The 21,985-nt window shown below is 40.4% G+C and carries 20 protein-coding genes; 11 read left to right on the top strand and 9 right to left on the bottom strand.

Translation table 11 applies throughout. The features are described from left to right. The first annotated feature begins 9 nt into the window (after window positions 1-9). Both lnt and EHQ59_RS02885 read left to right on the top strand, forming a co-directional pair. Entirely contained in the window at window positions 10-1,773 is a 1,764-nt protein-coding gene (gene lnt / locus EHQ59_RS02890; RefSeq protein ID WP_135617644.1) for an apolipoprotein N-acyltransferase, read from the top strand. Continuing rightward, a complete protein-coding gene (locus tag EHQ59_RS02885; protein ID WP_135617643.1) occupies window positions 1,754-3,280 on the top strand; it encodes a hypothetical protein in 1,527 nt (508 codons plus the stop codon). Before lnt ends, EHQ59_RS02885 begins: the two co-directional genes overlap by 20 nt. A 6-nt stretch (window positions 3,281-3,286) precedes the next feature. Here the strand turns inward: EHQ59_RS02885 and EHQ59_RS02880 are convergent, their stop codons facing one another. Together EHQ59_RS02880 and EHQ59_RS02875 are read right to left on the bottom strand one after the other, a co-directional pair. Continuing rightward, entirely contained in the window at window positions 3,287-3,736 is a 450-nt protein-coding gene (locus EHQ59_RS02880) for a hypothetical protein (protein WP_244245354.1), read from the bottom strand. 94 nt (window positions 3,737-3,830) lie between these two features. Next, window positions 3,831-4,472, bottom strand: a complete 642-nt coding sequence (locus tag EHQ59_RS02875; RefSeq protein ID WP_135617641.1) for a flagellar filament outer layer protein FlaA — start codon at window positions 4,470-4,472, stop codon at window positions 3,831-3,833. 64 nt (window positions 4,473-4,536) lie between these two features. Here EHQ59_RS02875 and ompL47 point away from each other — a divergent pair, with 64 nt between their 5' ends. From ompL47 to EHQ59_RS02850, 5 genes are all read left to right on the top strand, one after another. Beyond that, window positions 4,537-5,619 (top strand): multi-beta-barrel domain surface protein OmpL47, encoded by a 1,083-nt coding sequence (gene ompL47, locus EHQ59_RS02870; protein ID WP_135617640.1) that lies wholly within the window; start codon window positions 4,537-4,539, stop codon window positions 5,617-5,619. Window positions 5,620-5,816: 197 nt separating this feature from the next. Further along, a complete protein-coding gene (locus EHQ59_RS02865) occupies window positions 5,817-6,386 on the top strand; it encodes a ComF family protein (protein ID WP_244245353.1) in 570 nt (189 codons plus the stop codon). Beyond that, on the top strand, window positions 6,364-6,714 hold the full coding sequence (locus EHQ59_RS02860) for an STAS domain-containing protein (protein WP_135617638.1): 351 nt from the start codon (window positions 6,364-6,366) through the stop codon (window positions 6,712-6,714). Before EHQ59_RS02865 ends, EHQ59_RS02860 begins: the two co-directional genes overlap by 23 nt. Further along, window positions 6,711-7,307, top strand: coding sequence for an RdgB/HAM1 family non-canonical purine NTP pyrophosphatase (gene rdgB / locus EHQ59_RS02855; RefSeq protein ID WP_135617637.1), 597 nt, complete (start codon window positions 6,711-6,713; stop codon window positions 7,305-7,307). The genes EHQ59_RS02860 and rdgB overlap by 4 nt, the downstream gene beginning before the upstream one ends. Window positions 7,308-7,389: 82 nt before the next feature. After that, complete coding sequence (locus EHQ59_RS02850) at window positions 7,390-8,424, top strand: Lsa36 family surface (lipo)protein (protein WP_244245351.1); 1,035 nt, start codon at window positions 7,390-7,392, stop codon at window positions 8,422-8,424. On the opposite strand, the gene EHQ59_RS02845 is transcribed toward EHQ59_RS02850, so the two are convergent. Then, the gene (locus EHQ59_RS02845; protein ID WP_135617636.1) at window positions 8,421-10,061 is read right to left on the bottom strand and encodes an ATP-binding cassette domain-containing protein; all 1,641 of its coding nucleotides are present in this window, start codon (window positions 10,059-10,061) and stop codon (window positions 8,421-8,423) included. The genes EHQ59_RS02850 and EHQ59_RS02845 overlap by 4 nt on opposite strands. Window positions 10,062-10,111: 50 nt before the next feature. Between EHQ59_RS02845 and EHQ59_RS02840 the strand changes: the two genes are divergently transcribed. From EHQ59_RS02840 to EHQ59_RS02830, 3 genes are read left to right on the top strand one after another with little or no spacing between them, the layout of a single operon-like run. Then, the gene (locus EHQ59_RS02840) at window positions 10,112-11,968 is read left to right on the top strand and encodes an OmpA family protein (RefSeq protein WP_135617635.1); all 1,857 of its coding nucleotides are present in this window, start codon (window positions 10,112-10,114) and stop codon (window positions 11,966-11,968) included. Window positions 11,969-11,972: 4 nt separating this feature from the next. Further along, window positions 11,973-12,701, top strand: coding sequence for an LIC_11485 family protein (locus tag EHQ59_RS02835; RefSeq protein WP_135617634.1), 729 nt, complete (start codon window positions 11,973-11,975; stop codon window positions 12,699-12,701). Beyond that, window positions 12,698-13,723, top strand: a complete 1,026-nt coding sequence (locus EHQ59_RS02830) for a tetratricopeptide repeat protein (protein WP_244245350.1) — start codon at window positions 12,698-12,700, stop codon at window positions 13,721-13,723. Before EHQ59_RS02835 ends, EHQ59_RS02830 begins: the two co-directional genes overlap by 4 nt. Window positions 13,724-13,806: 83 nt before the next feature. On the opposite strand, the gene EHQ59_RS02825 is transcribed toward EHQ59_RS02830, so the two are convergent. Together EHQ59_RS02825 and EHQ59_RS02820 are read right to left on the bottom strand one after the other, a co-directional pair. Next, window positions 13,807-14,271 (bottom strand): chemotaxis protein CheX, encoded by a 465-nt coding sequence (locus EHQ59_RS02825; RefSeq protein WP_015677686.1) that lies wholly within the window; start codon window positions 14,269-14,271, stop codon window positions 13,807-13,809. Further along, window positions 14,271-15,512 (bottom strand): hypothetical protein, encoded by a 1,242-nt coding sequence (locus EHQ59_RS02820; protein ID WP_135617633.1) that lies wholly within the window; start codon window positions 15,510-15,512, stop codon window positions 14,271-14,273. The genes EHQ59_RS02825 and EHQ59_RS02820 overlap by 1 nt, the downstream gene beginning before the upstream one ends. A gap of 85 nt (window positions 15,513-15,597) precedes the next feature. On the opposite strand from EHQ59_RS02820, the gene EHQ59_RS02815 reads away from it, so the two are divergent. Then, window positions 15,598-16,245, top strand: a complete 648-nt coding sequence (locus tag EHQ59_RS02815; protein WP_135617632.1) for an LIC_11490 family protein — start codon at window positions 15,598-15,600, stop codon at window positions 16,243-16,245. 87 nt (window positions 16,246-16,332) lie between these two features. Here EHQ59_RS02815 and EHQ59_RS02810 read toward each other — a convergent pair whose 3' ends face one another. From EHQ59_RS02810 to EHQ59_RS02795, 4 genes are read right to left on the bottom strand one after another with little or no spacing between them, the layout of a single operon-like run. Next, window positions 16,333-17,640, bottom strand: coding sequence for a DUF389 domain-containing protein (locus EHQ59_RS02810; protein ID WP_135617631.1), 1,308 nt, complete (start codon window positions 17,638-17,640; stop codon window positions 16,333-16,335). A gap of 43 nt (window positions 17,641-17,683) precedes the next feature. After that, on the bottom strand, window positions 17,684-19,129 hold the full coding sequence (locus tag EHQ59_RS02805; RefSeq protein ID WP_135617630.1) for a gamma-aminobutyraldehyde dehydrogenase: 1,446 nt from the start codon (window positions 19,127-19,129) through the stop codon (window positions 17,684-17,686). A 7-nt stretch (window positions 19,130-19,136) separates the two neighbouring features. Continuing rightward, on the bottom strand, window positions 19,137-20,426 hold the full coding sequence (gabT, locus tag EHQ59_RS02800) for a 4-aminobutyrate--2-oxoglutarate transaminase (RefSeq protein WP_135617629.1): 1,290 nt from the start codon (window positions 20,424-20,426) through the stop codon (window positions 19,137-19,139). After that, a complete protein-coding gene (locus EHQ59_RS02795; RefSeq protein WP_135617628.1) occupies window positions 20,423-21,880 on the bottom strand; it encodes an NAD-dependent succinate-semialdehyde dehydrogenase in 1,458 nt (485 codons plus the stop codon). Before EHQ59_RS02795 ends, gabT begins: the two co-directional genes overlap by 4 nt. Between the last annotated feature and the right edge of the window lie 105 nt (window positions 21,881-21,985).

Raw genomic sequence — 21,985 nt, 5'->3', positions numbered from 1 at the left:
CTAACGGATATGAAACTGGCTCGTTTTTTAATTTCACGTGAAGGGTTCATATCCGTTCTTTGTTATACGGTAACTGCTACTTTTTCCTTCCTTTCTTTTGCCCCTGTTAATCTTCCTTTTTTTGTTTGGATTGCGCCCTTTGGACTTTTTATCATAGAAAAAAGGTATCGTGGTGAGTGGAAAAAACTCATTTACCATGGATTTGGTTTTGCGATCCTTTTTTATTTAGTTTCCTTTCACTGGATCTACCATATGACAACTGTTTTTGGGGGATTCGATTGGTATTTAGCAGTTCCTATTTTTATTGGATCAGCTATTTTACTGAATTTTAAATTTCCTGTTTATCTTTTGTTATTTTCCTTTTTAGCAACAAGGGTAAAAAGATTTTTCCCACTCATTGCTTCCTTTTCTATTTTATTCGCCGAATTTTTTACGCCGCAAGTATTCCCTTGGTATTTCGGAAACGTCGTGGCAGAAAATCATATTCTAGCGCAAAACGCAGAGTATATGAGTGCTTATGGACTTTCTGCCTTTTTGTTTTTTGTTTCTTATTTTCTCTTTTATCTACGGAAACCAAAACAAATCCTTAGTTTGGTAAAAACCTATTTACCAAAACATACATTAGCAAATAGGCGCGTGTTAGGTGGTATATTTACAGTGATTTTGGTTTTGGTGGTATTTTTTGGGAACGGTTATTATCTCTATCAAAAATGGGAAAACGTCAAACCCATTGCGGAAAGAGATGTCCTCATTGTACAACCTGATGCTCCACTCGAATTTAGAGATGGGCGTAATCCCGCAGAAGAGATTCGCAAGTTAATGACTCGCATCGATCAAATGGTGGAGAGCGAACTCAAAGAGAAATCGGTTGATTTAATAGTTTTGCCAGAATCAGGAATTCCTTTTTTTACCACTCATGATTCAGAGATCACACGTGCTATGCGCATCTATTGGCATCAATTTGAATCGCTCATGGCCATCATCAGTTTACGACATGGAACAAATTTATATTTTAATGAATTAGATGCTGATATCCCAAAAGAAAAACAATCCAATCGAATTGTTCGAAATGACATTCGTACTTATAATTCATCTGTTCTGATGAGTCCCAATGGAGAACGTAAGAACAGTTATCAAAAAGTGTTTTTATTAATTTTTGGAGAATACATGCCATTTGAATGGATGTATGCATTGTCCGGTCAAACAGGTCAATTTGCTCCTGGTACAAAATTAGATCTAATCCCGTATTACGAAGTGAGAAACACTCCTAATGTAGTGAAAAAAGAATTACATTGGGAAGATACTTTTTCGCTCAGTCCTGATTCGGTACGAAATCATTACAAAGACCATCAAATCAAAGAAACAGTCATTGGTAGTTTTTTACCTTTGATTTGTTATGAAGTGATTATTTCGGAATTTGTACGCAAGTTCCAAGGTGATCCTGATTTTATTGTGAATGTAACAAATGATAAATGGTATGGGAATTCAGTTGAATCCTTTCAACACCACACACTCGGTCGTTTACGTGCGATCGAATTTCGAAAATGGATCGTCCGTTCTACAAATTCTGGGACATCAGTGTTTACAGACCATCTTGGTAGAAATATTGATAATGAATTTACACCCATTGAGAGTACGGCCACCATTCGAAAAAAAGTTTCTGTGATTCCAGGAGAAATGACTTTCTATCGATTGTATGGAAATTTATTATCTTATTTATTTATGGGAATTGTTGGGATATCGTTTTTAGTTTATGTTAAAAGGAATTCGTAACATACTCTTTGAGAATCGTTTTTATATCGCATTCTATATCTCTCTTGTTTCCCACATAACATTTATTATATACTCTTTTAACCATTCTGATTCTATTTACCAACGGGTTCTTTGTGGACCAGCTTGGATTTATGCAATGGAAGAGGAGAAACAACTTTCCTTTGAAATGAGTTTGGGAAAAAACGGTGGTGAAACTGGATCTGAGTCCTCATCGGAAGAGCCTGGGGAAGGGGAAGAAGAAGGGGAGGGTGAGGGAAAAGAAGGGTTTTCCAAAGGGAAATACAAAGATAGTCAGTGGGAAGAACTCGTCCAAAACTTAGAAGGTACATCCAACCTTCGCAAACAATTTCGAAATGATTACGACCAAATTAGAGAAAACTCAGGAGTCGCTGATTCTTATATCAAACGGAATCGAGATTTTGAAGACATCATCATCAAAGATGTTTTACCAACGTTAAAAAATATTCGAGATCCATTCAAAGTGGATATTGAGTCTGCAGAGGATAATTTATATTTACATAAAGAAAGGAACCGCATCATCGAAGAATTTCGCAAAGGAGAAGAGTCTACCCAACCGATTACGATGAAAATTTCCAAAGAAGGAGATTTACCTCCCAGGTCTCCCCTTTCGATGCCCAAAGAAGACCGCACAAAATATTTAGATCGCACTTTAAAACAAAAAAAAGAAAAACAATTGGATGAATTCATTTCCAAGTTTATGGGCTATGATCCAAACAAAGGTGATTTGAATTTATTTGTGCGAGATTTGTATTACGAAAACTTACAACGATTAGCTTATCCGTTTAGTAACGATATGAGTTACTTCGCGATTGATTATTTCCAAGAAAATTTAAACAAAGAAGATTTTTTACGGCAAATGATGGCGACCCTTTCCTCCGAACTCGGAACCAATACTGGAACAGAAATTTTATTTACGATCGAGAATATCTATTATGTGCAAGGAAAGGCATTAGAACAATACTTTCGTGCGAGAGATTATTTAAAGTACAGCTCTCCTGAACAAAAACAAACTTTACGTTATGAAACGTTACGAAGAGTGGAAGCTAAGTATAAAAATCTTTTGATAGAGAAAAAAATCACAAACGTAATGGATGCAGAAGATGCATATATTAAAAAGAGACTCGATATTTTAGATACACTTCTCAAAAATACTCCAAACTTTTATCGATCTAGAGATGGGATTTTTGAAAAAGCAAAGATTCTTTGGGAGTATGGCCAGTGGAAACAAGATCCGAAACTTCAATCGGATGCATTAAAATTATGGTATCAGATTCCAAAAACTCCAAACAATGGAGATTTTCTAAATAAGGATGCCTTTGATTCCATTCAACTTCTGTTACGTGAAGCAGGAGATCCTTTGAATGTGACTTCTTTGTCTGAGCAAGCGAAACAACAAATCGAATACACCCTTCGTATGAGGCTTGAAGATGCTATGACTAAGAAAAAATTGAGAGAAGATAAACTTCTTTGGCCAAAAACCAAATAACAAATATTAGGTTTTTATATTCTCTAATCCATTTTCATGGAATTCGGTTGCCCATTTGTCATGAAATGGAGTTTCCTTTTCAATTCTTTCCTCAATGGCCATTTGGGAAATGGCAGTTTCGCCGTAATGGCGGAGGAAATCTCGGTGAGCCAAACGTTCAATGAGAGCTTGCCAAAATACTTCGTCTTCGTAGTCTTCCAAAATATCAACCAGACCACTTTCTTCTTCAAATTCCCGGGTGAGATAAGGTTCCCCATTGTTTTGGTCAATTTGGACAATATTACCAAGTCCTGCGTGTTCTGCTTGGGAGAAGACATGGCGAACCACATCGGCAAATCGGGAATCAGAATCTGGTTCGTCTTCGGATCGGTCTTTGGCTTGTAACGTGGAAATGACCCAATCTCCCATATATACTAATTTGAGTAGTGTTTCGTATTGTTCTAAGGAGAGTTCCATTTCCATTTAGGATCAGGATTGGCCACGAGGTTGGGAAGAAAAGAGTTTTTTTGAGGAGATTCTCTGGAGAAAACGACCAAAATCCAGGAAAACTTTAGTCTTCCAAAAGGATTTCTTTATTACGGAGAGGTCTGTATTTGTCTCGCACAATGGCAGTTATATCATCGATGGCAATTAACACTTCTTGGTTGGGGTCATTGTTTTCATACGGTAAATAAAAAAATCCTAAAATACGAATGGAACTTTTTTGTAAAAATACACGATCATTTTGGTCAAAATTTTTAGAGATGGAAACGGTAATGGTTTTCCAACCACGAAAGTTGAGTGAGGTGAGGTTCAATTGCCTTACTTCTGCATCTTGTGTTTCTATGATGAGTGTTAGGTTCCCACTGGACTGAGAGGAATAAATGGGAACTGAAATTTCTTTGATGAAAGCGTTCACTTCAATCGGTTTAGGGAAATATAAAGAAAATGGAAAGTTGGCATCTTTTGGGATTCGTAATACAAGTGCTTGTTTGGATCCAGGAATCGGTGCAGTAAAATTTGTGGAGAGCGAGATTTCTGGAAGTTTTGTGCCTTTTTCTAATTTCGTTCGTAAATTGTTTGCATTGAAATTCGAAAGTTCAAAATTTTCGAGGAGAATTTCCCTCCAAATGCCACTCTCAGCGCGTATTTCCGTTGCAAAGCACCAAAAAAGAAAAAGTGGCAGGATTATTGAGTTTCTGAAAGCAATCATGTTGACAATATTTCCTTACAAAGAGGATATATATGTTTTATCTGTAAAAAGGAGACATATACTAATGCAGGCGCACAAATACCTTTTGGCCATTTTGACAATTTTTTTCGCAGGCCAAATCACAGCACAGGTTGCTGACCCAAAAGCCACTACTTCCACCAAAGACCAGGCGATTCAAAAAACGGAATCTACCTCTACACAAGCCAAAGATGGTGTCGATAAAGTAGAGACAACTGTAAAAGACTATTTGGGAGACAAAAAAGAAGCAGGAGCTTCTACTTCTGACGCACCAGTTCTTTTCATTACTAGCAAAACTTCTTTCTCTTTAGACGCTAAAGATGATTCTTCTATGATTGATTTCATTGAATGGAAACCAAAAAACGGCGAGTATAGAAGGTTCACTCAACCGATTCGTATTTCGGAAGAAGGACTCACTGAAATCTATTACCGATCTGTTGACAAAGCAGGAAACGCAGAAACTCCAAAAATCCTTGTTGTGAACGTAGACAATACTGCTCCACGAGTAAGCCTTGTTCCACAAGAACAACTTTTTGTTTTAGATGGTGTTCCTTTTGCTTCCAAAAACAACACATACACAATTGTTGCGGAAGACCGCCAAACAGGTGTTGAAAAAGTTCAATTTAGCATCAACCAAGAAGCAGCAAAAACATACGCTGATCCAATCAAATTGGAAGTTGGTGGTGCAAACGTAATTAAGTATTCTGCAACAGACAAATCTGGAAACTCTTCCGCTGAGTCTTCTATGATCATCACTGTTGATGATGTGAAACCAACGATTGAAATCGTTCCTTCTTATCCACTCGTGGAAATCAATGGAAAAAACTTCCAAAGAAAAGGGAATGTATTCTATGTAAACGCGACTGATAAAGAATCTGGTGTTAAAAAAATCTTAGTTAAAATTGACGAAGAAGAATTCAAACCATATGTAGAAGCAATTGCAATCGAAACACAAGGTGACCATGTCATTAAAGCGATGGCTGTTGATAATGTTGGTAACCAATCTGATGTAGTAGAAGTAAAACTTTCTGTAGACTTAACTCCTCCTACATCTACGATTCAAAAATCGACTGAAGAACCAAAAGTAGAAGCAGCACCAACAACTGATTCTTCCACACCTGCAAAGTAATTTCTAAAAAGTAAGACCAAACTCTTACCTAAAAAACCCCTTTCGATATGAGAGGGGTTTTTTTTTCCTTATTAACATATCTATTTCCAAAGTATTGCGTTAGTTGTGGGACAAATGATTTTTTCTCGGAACTCTTAGGTGTCTGTAAAACTTGCACACGACGTTCCTTTGGCTCTGCAAAACGAAATAGGGAAGGCATGAGACCTTTCGCCATTCCCAATCCAAACGATCGTTTTCTCTTCTATGAAAACGCATATGCCTTGCGGTCTAGGAATTCTGTCACAAGAGATCTTTTCCTTTCTTTGAAATTTCAAAATGAAAAACAACTTGGCCGGTATTTTTCTTTGGGCTGGAGAAGGTTAACGAGGGTTTGGAGAGAAGACCCTCCCAATTGTTTTGTTTTGGTTCCATCCCGAAAAAAAGCCGGTCCCAAACCCTACCATGCTGCTTGGCATCTGCGCGAAAGGCTTCTGCAAGGGGGAAATATACGGGAAGATACGAGTCTACGTAAGGTTTCGAAGGACATTCAGTCGGAGAAACGTTTCGAAGACCGATTTTTTCATGCAAAAAAGGCGTTTGAATTCATAAAAAGTGATAGAATCATAGAAGGACTTCATGTTCTACTCGTAGATGATATCTTTACGACAGGTGCTTCTTTGAACGAAATTGCTCGGTTGTTCAAACTGAGAGGGGCAAGGAAGGTAACTTGCGTAGTTTGTTTGTTAAGTGGGGTGATTGAATCGAATGGATGTTCAAGTCAAGGATGACATAAGAATTATCAAATTTTCTGGTGCCATTTTAAAAGTGGATTCTGATGAAATTGAAAAGGAACTATCAAAACTCACCCAAGGTTCTGTTAAAAAAATTATTTTAGACTTAACCAAAGTTCATCATATTTGTTCAACTGCTCTCGGGATTTTTGTAGCCACCAAACGTAAGTTAAAACCAATGAATGGTGATATCAAAGTGATTGTTGTGGATGAAGATTTGATCCAACTGTTTGAAATCACTATGTTAGATAAAGTGTTTGAGATTTTTCCAGATCTTCCATCCGCTATGGAAGGATTTCAATTAGATGAGGAAGATTCCCGCTGACCAAAAAAACATTAGCATTTGCTTCAGGCAGTGAACACAAACGAAAAGAAATGCAAATGTTACTCTCTCCCTTTGGTTATGAGGTAGTCACACCAAAAACCCTTGGGATTAAGTTCCAACCAGAAGAAACGGAAACCACATTTCTCGGTAATTCCTTTATCAAATCCAAAGAACTCTTTCGCCTCACTGGGCTTCCTTCTTTTGCTGATGATTCTGGAATTTCTGTGGATGCCCTCGGTGGGGAACCTGGTGTGTCTTCGGCAAGATTTGGTGGACCAGGTCTTTCCGATAAAGAACGTGCTTTGTACTTACTAACAAAACTGGGAAACAATTCCAATCGAAACGCACATTATAGTTGTGTGGTGACTTATGTGGATGCCCATCACAATTTATCCTTTGAGGGAACGGTAAACGGCCAAATCACAACCGACTATGATGAGGTTGGTCCCTATGGATTTGGATATGATCCGATTTTTTATTATTCTGAATTTGGGAAACGATTTTCACAAGTCCCAGAAGAAGAGAAAAACAAAGTTTCACATAGAAAAAAAGCGATGGAACTTTTTTTAAAATGGTTTCATATGATCCAGTAACCTGGGTTAGTCTAACACCTACACCACAAATCACCAATTGGTTTTTAGAATGAAACAGCAACCATTCAGGAAACAAAACAGTTTGCTTTCAAAATTGCACGGAATGGTTTTGATTCTTTTTATGGGATTTCTTTTTCTCGGAGGAAATGTCCTACAGGCACAAGTTCTCTGTTTGGGAGGAGAGTGTTCTAATATTCCAAACGAATACCAGTTACTCGGAAACTTTGCAGAGCCCGTTCTCAATCGAATTTATACCAATGGTTTTTTACGATCCATGGGTGAAAATGCAGTCTTACAGAATATCAATTCCAACCAATCTGGTGGACAAAATGTACCTTCCTATCGATTGGGAATTGGATACACTGTTTCTCAAGGCCAAGAGAAAGCACGAGATTTTTATTATGAAAACTCCGAGTTAAGAACTCTTCCGAAACAAGGTGCTGCTGCGTCACCCGCTGTGAGTTTGACAGCAAATTTGGGGGAATGGATTGCAAGTGAGTATGCCAAACGATGGAATGTCACGACCCATTTTTTCCCTTATGAATTCAACGAAGCCAATATCCCCTTTGTGAAAATTCGAAATACAGATGTGCGGGGAAAGATCATGAATTATGGAGTGATGTTTCGGTATTTTCCTGAATCTTCTGGATTTTCTTTTGGATTTGGTGGATTCCAAACCAATCAGGATTTATATTTGAGTTCGTATGACAGAAGACCAACCCAGTTTCGCATTGATGGAGATAAAAGAAGATGGTTAGGAATCAATGATTTGTATTACCAATCCAGAATCAGTTCTTTTTCCTTTGATACAAAATACAATTGGACGTTTGGATTCTTTTCCATCACACCAGGTGTTGGTTTGGTTTATAATCACGGTTATACCGCAATTCAAGTGAGTCGTTACGCACTGATTAGCACAGAAGCCAATCCGGATGATTTTGCTTCTTTACCCAGTGCTATTGGCATACGACTTGCGACCCGTTACGATCATCGAACTAGTTTTGGGTATGGAAGTTTGGGATTTGGTGTAAGGTTTGGGAATGTCAATTTGACAACGGAAATTATGGCAGGAAGAGAGATGCAGTCAGCAAATCTCTCCCTGAATTATTTGTTTTAAGTGGTAAGGACTGCTCCACCAGTTAAACGTTTGTAAAAATCGTTCCCTTCTCGTTCCAAAAATTCTTCGTAATTTCCTTTGAAGTCATTGATTCCTTCCGGTGTCACTTCGATGATTCTTGTACAAAGAGATGAGATAAACTCTCTATCGTGAGAGACAAGGATCACTGTTCCATCAAACAAAGATAAGGCGAAGTTGAGTGCTTCAATGGTTTCTAAGTCTAAGTGGTTCGTTGGTTCGTCGAGAGCAATGACATTGTCACAAGCTAAGATCATTTTGCCGATGATCATACGAGATTTCTCACCACCTGATAAAACCGTTGTGGATTTGTTTGCCATATCTCCAGAAAACAACATTCTTCCGAGGATGGCACGAATCTCTTGTACTTCGGTTCCTTGTGGGGAGTTACGAAGTAACCATTCCACGAGAGTATCTGCATCTGGTTCCATTGCTTCTCTATGGTCTTGTGGGAAGAAGGATGTTTCTACAGAGTCACCCCATTTCACTTGGCCAGAATCTGGTTCCAATTTTTTTAATAACATTTTGAGAAGTGTGGTTTTACCAACACCGTTGGTTCCGACAATTCCTACTTTTTCCCCTTTGGTGATGGAGATACTAAAGTCTTTGATCACAGGTTTTCCATCGTAAGACTTTGAAATATTGACTGCTTCAAACACATCTTTTCCTAATACACGTTTTGCTTTGAAACGGATGTAAGGTGCCACCCTAGAGGAAGGTTTTACTTCTACCATATCGGATTTGATTTTTTCGATCATCTTTTGGCGTGAAGTGGCTTGTTTGGATTTACTTGCGTTGGCAGAAAACCTGGAAACAAACTCTTGTAAGTCGGCAATTTTTTCTTTTGCCCGTTTGCTTTCATTCACGAGTTGTTCCCGTGATTGTTCTGCTGCGATCATAAAGTCGTCGTAGTTTCCTGGGAAAACTCGAATCGTATTGTAATCGAGGTCGGCAATGTGAGTTGCCACGGAATTGATAAAGTGACGGTCGTGGGAGATCACAATGACCACACCTTCATAATTGGTGAGAAGTTCTTCTAACCAGTGAATGGTTTTGATATCCAAGTGGTTTGTTGGTTCGTCGAGTAGCAGAACGTCTGGTTTTAAAAAGAGCACCTGGGCAAGGAGAACTCGTAATTTGAATCCACCTGTTAAAAAGTTGAGAGGTCGATTGTGAGCCGTCGTTGGAATTCCAAGTCCTTCCAAAAGTTCACCGGCAACAGATTCTGCCTCGTATCCACCCAGATCGGCAAATTGTTCCTCGATTTCGGAAATGCGGATCCCTTCCTCATCGGTCATGTCTTCCTTGGCATAAATGGCGTCACGTTCCGCCATGAGGCTCCAAAGTTCTGGATTTCCTCGTAAAACCGTGCCTAGAACGGTCTCATTTTCGTATTCGTAGTGGTCCTGCTTCAAATATCCGACTTTCACGTCCTTGTCGAGGACCACAGAGCCCGCTGTGGGCTGCAAAATGCCTGCCAGGACCTTCATAAAGGTCGATTTTCCCGAACCATTGGCTCCAATCAGCCCATAACGGCACTCCGGTTTGAACTTGATGGAGACGTTTTCGAAAAGGGGTTTTTTCCCGAAGGAGACTGTAATGCCGCTAGCTTGGATCATAGGTCAATTTTCTAAGGGAATCGGAGGTTTCAACCGACATTTCGTATGGTATGGCACGGATTCTTTTCATCATTCTCTTCCTTTTTGGGAGCGGACTCACCAGTTCGCAAAGTGTTAAAAATGGAATCCATGTTTTGGAGGGAGACCTCATCAATACCGGCCATTTGCTGCGAACCGAAAAACAGGTTTTTCGCATCTCAAACACCGTTTTACAGGAAGAGTTGGCCTACCTAACGGGAAAAAAAATACGGATGTTATGCGATGTGCAAGGAGAAGTTTGTTCTCCTATTCGGTATGAATTAGAACCGTTTGAAACGGGCAAAACTCCCGATTGGACCTTAAAAAAAATTCCGAGATATGTAACGCAAGGGCTCTTTTCGTTTAACCCGCAATGTACACCCGATGGGAAGGTGTTGTTTTGGACGGCCCTTGTGCGGGAGGGTGGGCGTTCCACACAAAAGATTTGGGCCTCAAAACGTGACCAATACGGATTTTGGATGGCGGGAGAACAATTGCCTACACCACTGAACAATCGTTATCCGTCAGCGGTGATCTCAGCTTTGCCAGGTGGAAATGAACTTTTTGTTTTTGGAAATTTTGGAGAAGAAGAATTACTCGACCAACTCAAACGAGAAATGATGTTAAAGTCGCAAAATGCAACACGCGAAGCGGCCAATGCCAAAGAGTTTCATGTGGTTCTTACTAAATTAGAAAACGAATACAAAGAACGATCGGAAAAAATACAAAACCGAGCACCACTCTACAAAACACGAAAAACAGAAACAGGTTGGACATTTCCAAACCCAATTCAATTCCCCAGTTTTTATAATTGGTATAAAAAAGCAGACAATCCCAACCAACAAGTATTTGGTGGTTCAGCCTTGTCTTCGAGTGGCCGCACTTTAATTTATTCTGCACAACAAAGGAAAAATTTCGGCAAACTGGATTTGTATGTAAGTTTACAAAATGAATCAGGAATCTTTGAAGAAGGGATCAATTTAGGGAACACATTGAACACTGGTGAAGAAGAGATGGCTCCTTTTCTTGCTCCAGATGATCGCACTTTGTATTTTTCCTCGTCCGGACGAAAAGAGGGCATTTCTATCTTTATCGCAAGAAGGAATGGAGATTCTTGGACGACATGGTCAGAACCACAAGAGTTATCCCCTAACCTAAGAGGTGTTAACTTTTTTAGTATTCCTGCTGTTGGCAACTGGGCTTATGTATCACGAGATGGGGAACTCTTTATGGCTGCCATTCCCCAACACTTTCAACCAGAACCTGTTGTGGTGATCAAAGGAAAAGTTGTGGATGAAGAAGGAAAGGCCCTTTCTGCCTTTGTGCAATACGAATCCCTACTGAAGAAAAAAACCATTGGTTCCACGATCAGTGATCCAACAACTGGTGAGTTTAGTATCATTTTGCCATATGAAGAAAATTATGGATTTTATGGGGAAAAAGAAGGTTACCTCCCTGTCTCACAAAACCTCAATTTGGTGGGAAAAGAAAAAGAAGACAAAGAAAAAACCGTTTTGCTTGTTTTGCCAAAATTGAAGAAGGGAAACCAAATTGTGATGAACAATTTGTTTTTTGCCTTTCGTTCCGCGGAGTTCGCCAAGGAATCAGAACCTGAACTTGACAGATTGGCAGGAATTCTTAGGAAAACTGCAAATTTAAAGGTACTCATCGAAGGCCATACCGACAATGTTGGTACAAAAGCAGCGAACCAAAAGTTATCCCTGGAACGTGCAAATTCAGTTGCAGTTTATTTAAAGTCTAAACATAAAATAGATGAGGCGAGGATTTCTGTGGTGGGACTTGGACCAACGAACCCCATTGCAGAGAATGGAACAGAAGAAGGTCGAGCCGTGAACAGACGGGTAGTTTTTAAAATTTTGGAAGAGTAAATTCGTGGATATCAAAAATATCAATATACCCAAAGTCAATGTAGACACACAAAAAATGATGGGGGCCGTCGATGGCCTTGTGGATAAAATCCCCCCTCAAGTCCAAGACTTACTGAAAAAAATTGCCATCGCACTCTTTTTGTTTTTTCTCATCATGGCCATCTACATTGGTTGGTCTCATGGTTGGGAAAATGCAAAACCTCAGGGACAACAATTAGCACAAGACACTCGAAGTTTGTTTATCACAGAGATTGAACGAGATTACAATCGCAAACGTAAAGATGTGCGTATGTCTGACCCCGAAGATTTGAGATATGAATCCAATCGACGAATGCAATTTGATTTCCTAAGTGAACAGGAATCCAATGGTTACTCGCATGACACCATTCCCGAAGAACAAGAGTTTTTGGGAAAAGAGTATGATTTTCGTAATCGTAAAGCAGAAGATACTTCTGTTCCTCCCATTTACACTCCGTCAGGTGATGGCCTCATTCCTGCACCGATTGATATTCAACCGGCTTCACCAAAAGACGGCGTGGAACCATCAAACGCATCTAATGACGAAATTCGAATGCAAAGGATGTTAACTCGTGTTTCCGAACTTGAAAAAAAGGTGAAGGAAAAAAACGAAGAAAAAAATTTGGAAACCTTAAAACTTCCCAAACCACCTGAATCCAAAGACGGTGTGAATCAACCTAGAAGTTTAGAGCGGATCCCGAAAGCAGAGCGATGAGATTGGATCTTTTGCGATTTTTTGGTTTTGGGAAACGATATTTTTTTACAAGAGTCATCGGTTTTACTATTTTGGTATGTTTCATATCTGCGTTAGGTGCTGAATCAAAAGAAATCTTTTTGCCTTTTCCAGAAACTTGGAAAGAAACGAGTGAAACCTCAGACCCTGGATCTGAATCCAAGGAAAATCCAACTCTAAGTCCAAAATCAAAAGAGGCAGAGCTTTCTTCCGTTTCTCCATCACAAGGAAATCCAAATCTTACTTCGAACCCAACTCTAGTGGAGTCACAAAACCCTAAAGATGGAGACAAAGTAACCATTGGGATTCCAAAATCTGATTCCCTTTCTTCTGGCTCTAAATCAGATTCTAAAAAGAAAAAAAAGAAAGAAGTGATCGATCCTTCCAAAGCTTCCTTTCAAAAAGGAAAAGCTTACCTATCTCGGGACCAAAAGAAATCAGCAGAACAAGAGTTCGCTGATTCTTACTCAAAAGAAGGGGAAGCGGCTAAATTTTCGCGAGTAGAAAATACGAATTTGTATGGATTGGATGGAAAAGAGAAAGAATCATCTAGTCTTGTTGAAAAACAGGAAGATCCAGATTTAAAAATCAAATCGCAGTTTGAACTGGCAAGATCATTGGATCGAATTGGAAATCCTGAATCAGAAGAAAAAGCTTACAGAGAGTATTTGAAATTAGTGACTGAGTTCCCAAAACATCCTGAACTCACACCTAGGTCGCATTATGCGATGGCAATCCTACTCATACGGAAAAAAGAATACAGGTCCGCGGCACACCACTTGGTGAATGTGATCAAAAACTTTAAAGAGTCGGAAGAGTTTTTACCTTCCCATTATTATTTAGGAAAAATTTATGAAAGTAGTTGGGAGGAAAGAGACTTAGAACGTTCTCTCAAATACTACCAACTCTATTTAAATGGAGTGGAAGGAAAAAATCCAAAACCAGGACTCGATTTTCGTAAGGAAACAAAAGAACGCCTACGTGTTCTTGGATCTGCGATTTAAATCAAAAATCGATTACTGAATTTAATTCGTAAAAGTAGTCGAATTTGTTTCGTAAACTTTGGTTCTAAAGAAAACGAATGCCATCAAGCGATGGCGACGTTTACTTCGATTCTACCAAACTTAGAGTATAAGTTGATGGAAAGAGTTGGTTTTTTATTGAAACGAACCGAGGTGCTTTGTGTTTCTTGGATATTCGGTGTGGTGATCTCCACCGACTGACCTGCTGATGTAAAAATATTCATCGCATTACCGGTAGTCATGTTGGCGATCTCACCTAAGATATCTTTGTATTCGTTTTTTACATCTTCATCCGACAAACCAGGCACTAGTTTTCGTGAGATTTTATAAGCAGCATCGTAATTCATGCTGTATACGACTTCTCCACTGAAAGAACCAACCACTCCAATCACAATCGCAATTTCGTGGCTTGGAGCAGGGGAATCTTTGATCCCAATTTTCCCTCGGATCAGATCCTGTTGTAAAACATCGCGGAAAACGATGGTGGCTGCTTCCAGGAATGGGTTGATGAAGTCGGCTTTGATTTGCATTATTCTAAAGAGAGAAGGCCTTTTTTCTCTACGTTGTATTCTGCTGCTAAGGACTGGTTTATTTCAAGAAAAAAGCTGTAAAGTTGCCTTTGTTTCAAAAAATCTGCAGCTTGGTCTTGTGGTTTGGAAGTTGTGGGTTGTCCGTAAGTTAAATCCCCAAATTCCACATAGACTTGTTTGTCATTATCAGAGAAGGGTCCAACCACTGTTTTTTTGCTAAACGGGTCGTTTGCCAATGCTTCCCAAAACTTGCTCGAATTTGCCAATCGGTAACTATTCCCTTTATTGGAAGTCACAAGTTTTAAATCTGATAAAGAAACTCCAGAAACTGTTTCAATGGTTTGTCCTGATTCTTTCGCAATGGCATCCAGCGCGTTTGGTTCTGAAATTTTTTGACTGATACGACCTTTCCAAACTTCCGCTTCTTTTCGTTTGCGGTCAAACTTGAGTTTGGAAAGAAGAAGTGGTTTTCTCACTTCGAAACTCACAAAATTTCCGCTTGGGTCTTTGGAGAGAGTGCCTTCTTGTTTTTCTTTTTCGTATTCTTTCTGTAATTCTGCGTCTGAGATATTGATTTTAGCTTCTACAGCATTGAGTAAGTTTACTTCTGAAATCGCAACCAATCGGAAGGAGATTTTGGCACGTTTGGCTTCACTTTCCAATTCTGCTTCGTTTTCTGTTGGAGTGAGAGGTTGTTCCAAAAAGTTAGGAAATAAAGAATACCGAGTTGCCGAATCGATTCGGTAATTCATAGGAGCCGATCGGTAAATTTGTTGGTAAATTTCAGTGAGAGAGCGAGAGTCTTCTTCGCCGTAACCTGCTTGGCTCACCGATTCTTTGTGAATTTCGCGGGCTTGTTTGGACATTTCCCGTTTGATGCTGATCTCAGAGACTTGGAAGCCCACAGACTCCGCAATGTCGTTTGCGATGTACAACTCACGGACAGAAGAATACGCGCAGGAATTCAGAAGTTCTGGGTTTTGGGCCGCATCTCGTCCATATTGTTGGTAAGCGTAATAACAGTCCCGTTTTGCCGCATTGAAATAGTCAACAGGGATACTTCTTCCTGCCACAGAACCTGCTTTTGTGGAATTTTGACCTGTAATGGCTCCCATGAGGCTTTGTTCTGCATCCCCAGGTAAAAAGGTAATGATTAAGGTTCCTACCAATATGAATAAAAAGAGAGCAATGATGGTACGATAAATTTTTTCTTTGAGGGTAGAGGGTTCATCTTCGAACATAAAGGAAAGGTTTCCGTTTCTAAACCCCTTGTAAAGAAAAAATGTAATCAAGGGATTTGTACTTTGTCCAGATAATATAGGTAGTATGTTGTTTGCCGCATTCGCAATGATCCTCGTGGGAGTTCTGTGCTTTATTTATGTTGCGCTGTCTCCTGGGAAACCAAAACAAACTGCATACCAGTCCCGAAAACCGCAAACCCAAGGGCAGTTTCGGATGCCTCAAACACCGCCTGTTTCGCCCCAACTGGACGAAAGAATTCGCAGAGAACGTTCCATCCCGGATGACCGTCATCTCTCCTATACCTATCCCGAAGAACCCACTCCTTCTGTTGTGCAAAAGTCGGAAGTCCTCCGCCCAAGTGAATCAGGGAATTTGGAATCGGAACCACTTCCTCCCAAAGAAAGCAATTTTGCTATTGATGGCACTTTGTATTTAGATCATTCCGGAAAACTACCGTTTGGTGAAGGATCGGGAGATTTGGATCTCATGGAAGATGGGTTACGCAATTTCAAACGTGTGGGAAGTGGGAATCTGCGGGAAGAAAATGGTAGGTTTTTGTTCCACTCAGGGAATGTCACTTACACCTACACTCCCGACGAACTTGACCAAGTGGTTTTGCACAACCAAGGGATCGTGTTTTTGTTAAAAGATCAGAAATCCCCAAAACCTGTTTTTTTCACCAAAGAAATTGATACATTCAAAGAATTTTTAAAACAAGCTTCTCTTACCTAAAAAAATCTGTTTTGAACCATTCGTTTAATCCTGGTTATGTTGCCAATCGATTGGTAAAATCCATTCCCGTGCCAACATCGATGATTTTTATCGTTCCTTGGCAAGCCTTGTGATGAGTTCGATTTCTTTTTCCCCAGAACGCAATTGGATATAAGCTTCTAGTTTTTCAAGTTCGTCTTTGGTTGGAAGTTTTTTCCATTCGGAATCAAATAAATTAGTATCTCGGTAGAGATTTTCACTCATATCAAACTTTTTGGTTTTGGCAAAACTCGCAGAGACCAGGTTTGGGAAAAAAATCCGTAATTCTTTTGCAATCGTTTCCGTATTGAGTTTTCCTAAATCCATTTGGTTTTGGTAAATCTCTGATAGGATTTCAAATTTTAATTTATCCAATCCGGTTGTGGAAAGGTCTTGGTGTAACACAAGTTCTGTTCCTTCCATAGAATAGTATTTCAGTTTGTTTTTGATCTCTTCTTCTTGTGTTGGATCAATTTTGGTTCCGAGAAGTGTGATTTCCACTTTTGGTGTTCTTCCGTACACAATGTTCTTTTCTAAAACCCTACGCCCATCTGTGATGATTTCTTTTCGGATGAACTCTTCTGCTTTCCCTTTGAAAAAGGAAGATCGAACAATTTGATAGGCAGTGAAGATCGATGGTATGATCACAATAAAAGAAAAAATCGCTAAATACAGTTTTACCTTGGCTTCTTTTTCTTTGTACAAACCCCAATCTACTTTTGGAAACTCCATATAACGCACAAAGATGAAGGTGGCAATGGCGATAAAAATGGAGTTAATCAAATACAAATAAATGGCACCAAAAAAATACTGCCAATTGCCTTGGGAAAGCCCAAACCCTGCTGTACAAAGTGGTGGCATGAGGGCAGTCGCAATGGCAACACCTGCAATGGCAGTTCCTTTTTCTTTTCTTGTGTTGGCAATGATTCCAGTAGCACCACCAAAAAGGGCAATGAGGGCATCATAAATGGTAGGTGTTGTGCGTGCTAAGAGTTCCGACTGTGCTTCGCTAATCGGTGATAAGGAAAAATAAATAAAAGAAGTGGTCACACTTACAATCGTCGCAATGGTAAGGGTTCGTAAAAACCGTTTCAATTGGTTGAAGTCATTGGTCGCTGCCGCAAATCCAATTCCCACGATAGGTCCCATGAGTGGTGAGATGAGCATGGCTCCAATGATGACAGCAGTGGAATTGACATTGAGACCAATGCTTGCAATGAGGATGGCAAAGATGAGAGTCCAAAGATTGGAACCAACGAGTTCCGCACCTTTTTGGATGGATTCGATCGTACCTGGTTTGTCTAGGTCATCTAGGAGGTGGAAACGAGGAGTTAACCATTGGAAAAAACTAATAATAGGGTATTCTTTGGATGCCATGGTCTATTAGACATCCAAAGAATTGTCTTTTGTAAATGAGTTTTTAAACTCCTCCCACCATCACATGTTTTGTAATGAGGTAATCCCCAACCGATTCAATGGAAAGATCCTTTCCAAATCCTGATTGTTTGAATCCACCATGCGGTGTTTCGGAAGCAAGAGGTAAGTGGTCGTTCACCCAAACCGTTCCAAATTCCAATTGTTTTGCAACTCGCATAGCACGTGCTACATCCTTAGTCCAAATCGAAGAGGCAAGTCCATAATTGACATCATTGGCAAGTTTCACTGCTTCTTCTTCTTTGTCATAGGATTGGATGGTAAGGACTGGTCCAAAAATTTCATTTTGCACAATGTCAAAGTTTTGTTTGACATCGGTCACAACCGTTGGTTCAAAAAAGTAACCTTTGTCCAAACCTTTCGGAATTCCACCACCTGTTAGAATTTTCGCACCTTGTTTTTTGGCTCTGTCCGTAAATCCCATCACACGTTCTCTATGGATCTGAGAGATGAGGGGCCCCATTTCTGTTTTATCGCTAAAGGGATCACCCACTTTCACGGCTTTCATGGCGTCTACGACGGCATCAGTGATCTTTTTTTGGAGACCTTTCGGAACAAGAATCCTTGTTGCTGCCGTACAGTCTTGGCCAGAATTACATGTGGCACCGAAGGCCGCTTTCTGTGCAAAAAGATTCACATCCACATCATCAAACACGACCAGGGGTGCTTTTCCCCCGAGTTCCAAGTGGACTCGTTTTAAAGAATCCGAAGCTGACTTCATGATGTTTTTTCCAGTGCCGGTGGAACCTGTGAGAGATACCATCCGAACGAGTGGGTGGTCTACAATGGCTTGGCCTGTGGCATTCCCACCAGTGACAATATTGAAGACACCATCAGGGATTCCTGCTTTTTTTGTTAGCTCAGCTAACATGAGTGTGGTGATTGGAGTTCCTGGTGCTGGTTTTAAAATCAGCGTACATCCTGCAGCAAGAGCTGGTCCAAATTTCCAAACGGCCATAAGAAGAGGGTAATTCCAAGGAGCAATTTGGCCTACGACTCCAACGGGTTCTCTTCGTAAGATGGAAGTGTAACCTGGTTGGTATTCGTTTGCGCGGCTTCCATGAACATCACGAGCTGCTGTTGCAAAAAAACGAATGTTATCAATGGCAAAAGGAATGTCTCCCGCCAAACTTAAGTTTTTGTATGGTTTCCCAGCATTGAGGGATTCCCATTTCGCAAACTCTTTTGTTTTTTCTTCCAAAAGGTCTGCCAATTTCCAAATCGCTTTGGAACGTTCACTTGGTGTGAGACCAGACCATCTACCATCATAAAAGGCTTTGTGTGCGGCCTTAACAGCTTTGTCCACATCAGCTGCACTGGCATCCACTACAGATGCAATTTTTTTCCCAGTGGCTGGGTCTTCGATGTCCATTGGTTTCCCGCCAGTAGAATTTGCCCATTTCCCATCAATCCAAAGTTTATACTGTTTCATACTTGGGTTAGATTTCCTTTAATGATTTTGCTATGATGTTTAGACCTTCTTTCACGATCGATTCTTCTGCTGTGATCGGAACTAAAATTCGAATTACGTTTCCATACACACCACAAGAAAGAAGAACAAGGCCATGTTCTAACGCTTTTGCTGTTAATTTTTTTGCCATATCAGCAGACGGTTTGTGAGGATCCCCATTTTCAACGAGTTCAAAGGCAACCATCCCACCTAATCCGCGTATTTCGCCGATGTTGGCATTTGTTTTTTTGATCTCGTTTAATTCTTGGATGAGAAGTTTTCCCAAGTTTACTGATTTTTGAAGGATCCCTTCCTCTTCGATGAGATCCATCACGGCAATCCCTGCTGCACAAGCGACTGGGTTTCCTGCGTAAGTTCCGCCAAGTCCACCTGGTTCCACAGAATCCATAATGGATGTTTTTCCAATCACTGCTGAAAGTGGCATCCCTGCGGCAAGAGATTTGGCTGTGGTGATGAGGTCTGGTTTGACACCCGAATGTTCGATCGCAAAAAGTTTTCCTGTTCTTGCAAATCCGGACTGCACTTCATCGGCGATGAGTAAAATTCCATGTTCATCACAAATGGCTCTTAGTTTCTTTAAAAAACTAGGAGAAGCAATATAAAATCCACCTTCACCTTGCACTGGTTCGATGGCGATTGCTGCCACTCGACTTGGGTCAATGTCTGCTTTGAATAAATTGTTCAGAGCCTTGATCGAATCCTCTTCTGTCACACCATGGTATTCCATAGGGAATGGAATGTGATAGACATCACTGGAGAAGGGTCCAAATCCTTTTTTGTATGGAATCACTTTTCCGGTTAAGGCAAGTGCCATCATGGTTCTTCCATGGAATCCACCGAGAAAACTGATGATCCCCGGTCTTCCAGTTGCGGCTCTTGCAATTTTAACCGCATTTTCCAAGGCTTCCGCACCAGAAGAAAACAAAATCGTTTTGGCTTCTCCTTCAATCGGTGCTTTTGCATTTAGTTTTTCACAAAGATCGATATAGGGTTCGTAGGGCATAATTTGAAAGGCGGTGTGCAGCACTTGGTCCACTTGTTTGTGGATGGCAGCCACCACTTTGGGATGGCAATGTCCTGTGTTTTGTACCCCAATTCCACCACCAAAATCGATGAATCGTTTGCCTTCAATATCCCAAATTTCCGCATTTTTTGCTTTTTCAGCAAACACAGGGTAGGCGGTTGTTACCCCTCGTGGAACGTTTTTTAACCTTCTTTCCCAAAGAGTTTTGTTGGTTTGTTTTTGATTGCCCGTCATTTGATTCCTCCGAGGCAGAGATATTTGGTTACTGTATAATCATCGAGACCGTATTTGGAGCCTTCTCTTCCCATTCCTGAAAATTTGACTCCCCCAAAAGGGACTTGTTCGGAAGAAATAATCCCTTCGTTAATGCCTACCATTCCATATTCCAACTGTTCGGCGACTCGAAAAATCCGAGCCATATCCTTAGTGTAAAAATAGGAAGCAAGACCGAAGTCGGTATCGTTTGCAAGTTTGATCGCTTCTTCTTCTGTTTGGAAAGTTTGGATGCAAGAGACTGGTCCAAACGTTTCTTCTTTTGTCACCATCATGGATGAATTGACAGGATAAAGTACTGTGGGTTCAAAAAAGTTTCCACCTAATGCATGTGTGTTCCCACCAATTAAAATCTTTGCCCCTTTTGAAACAGCATCTTGGATATGGGTTTTTACTTTTTCCACCGCTGCTTCGTTGATGAGAGGTCCTTGGCTGGCACTCGGCTCCATTCCGTTGGCAACAACGAGTTCCTTGGTTTTTTCAGCGAGCTTTTTCGAGAAGGCTTCCGCAACAGTTGCATGTACAAGGAACCTATTCACACAAACACAAGTTTGCCCTGTGTTTCTGTATTTGGATAACATCGCACCTTTCACCGCGTCATCCAAGTCTGCATCTTCAAATACGATAAAAGGAGCATTGCCACCTAACTCAAGGGAGAGTTTTTTTAATGTGGCGGCTGATTTTTCCATCAAATACATCCCTGTTTTTGTGGAACCAGTAAAACTGAGTTTACGAACGTCTTTGCTTTCTAAAATAGCTTTTCCAATCGAAATGGGATCACCAACTAACACATTCCATACGCCTTTTGGAAGTCCTGCGCGTTCGGCAAGAACTGCCATTGCGAGTGCAGAGTAAGGTGTGAGTTCTGCGGGTTTGGATACAACGGTGCAACCTGCGGCAAGGGCTGGAGCTACTTTTCTGGCAAGCATGGCTGCAGGAAAATTCCAAGGAGTGATGGTTCCCACAACTCCAATGGGTTCTTTGATTACAAGGATCCTTGTATCTTTTCTGTGGGATGGGATTACGTCACCATACGAACGTTTTGCTTCTTCACCAAACCATTCGATATAAGAAGCAGCGTAGGCAATCTCTCCCCTAGCTTCTGTTAGTGGCTTTCCTTGTTCTTGTGTCATGATGAGTGCCAAATCTTCTTGGTGGTCCATCATGAGTTGGAACCATTTGCGTAAGATTCCAGCACGTTCTTTGGCGGGCCTTGCCTTCCAATCGGCAAAAGCTGCTTTTGCAGAACGTATTGCGATCAATGTATCTTTTTCCGTTGAATGGGGAATGTTCCCAATCGTTTCCCCTGTGGCAGGGTTTTGTACAAAAATTTCTTTTTTGTTTTCTGCAGGGCACCAAACCCCACCGATGAAATTTTCCTGGCGAAAAAGGTCTTTGTCTTTGATGTATTTCATACCAAACCTGTGCTTTCACAGAAACCTTGCCTGATAAAAATTCCTACCTTTTTTTTGAAAACTTCAGAATTGGTTGCTTAATTTTAAATTTTTGATATCTAATCC

The sequence above is a fragment of the Leptospira kemamanensis genome (assembly GCF_004769665.1).
Taxonomy (GTDB): Bacteria; Spirochaetota; Leptospiria; order Leptospirales; family Leptospiraceae; genus Leptospira_A; species Leptospira_A kemamanensis.
The sequence above is the reverse complement of the archived record's forward strand: the minus strand, read 5'-3'. Positions and strand labels throughout refer to the sequence as shown.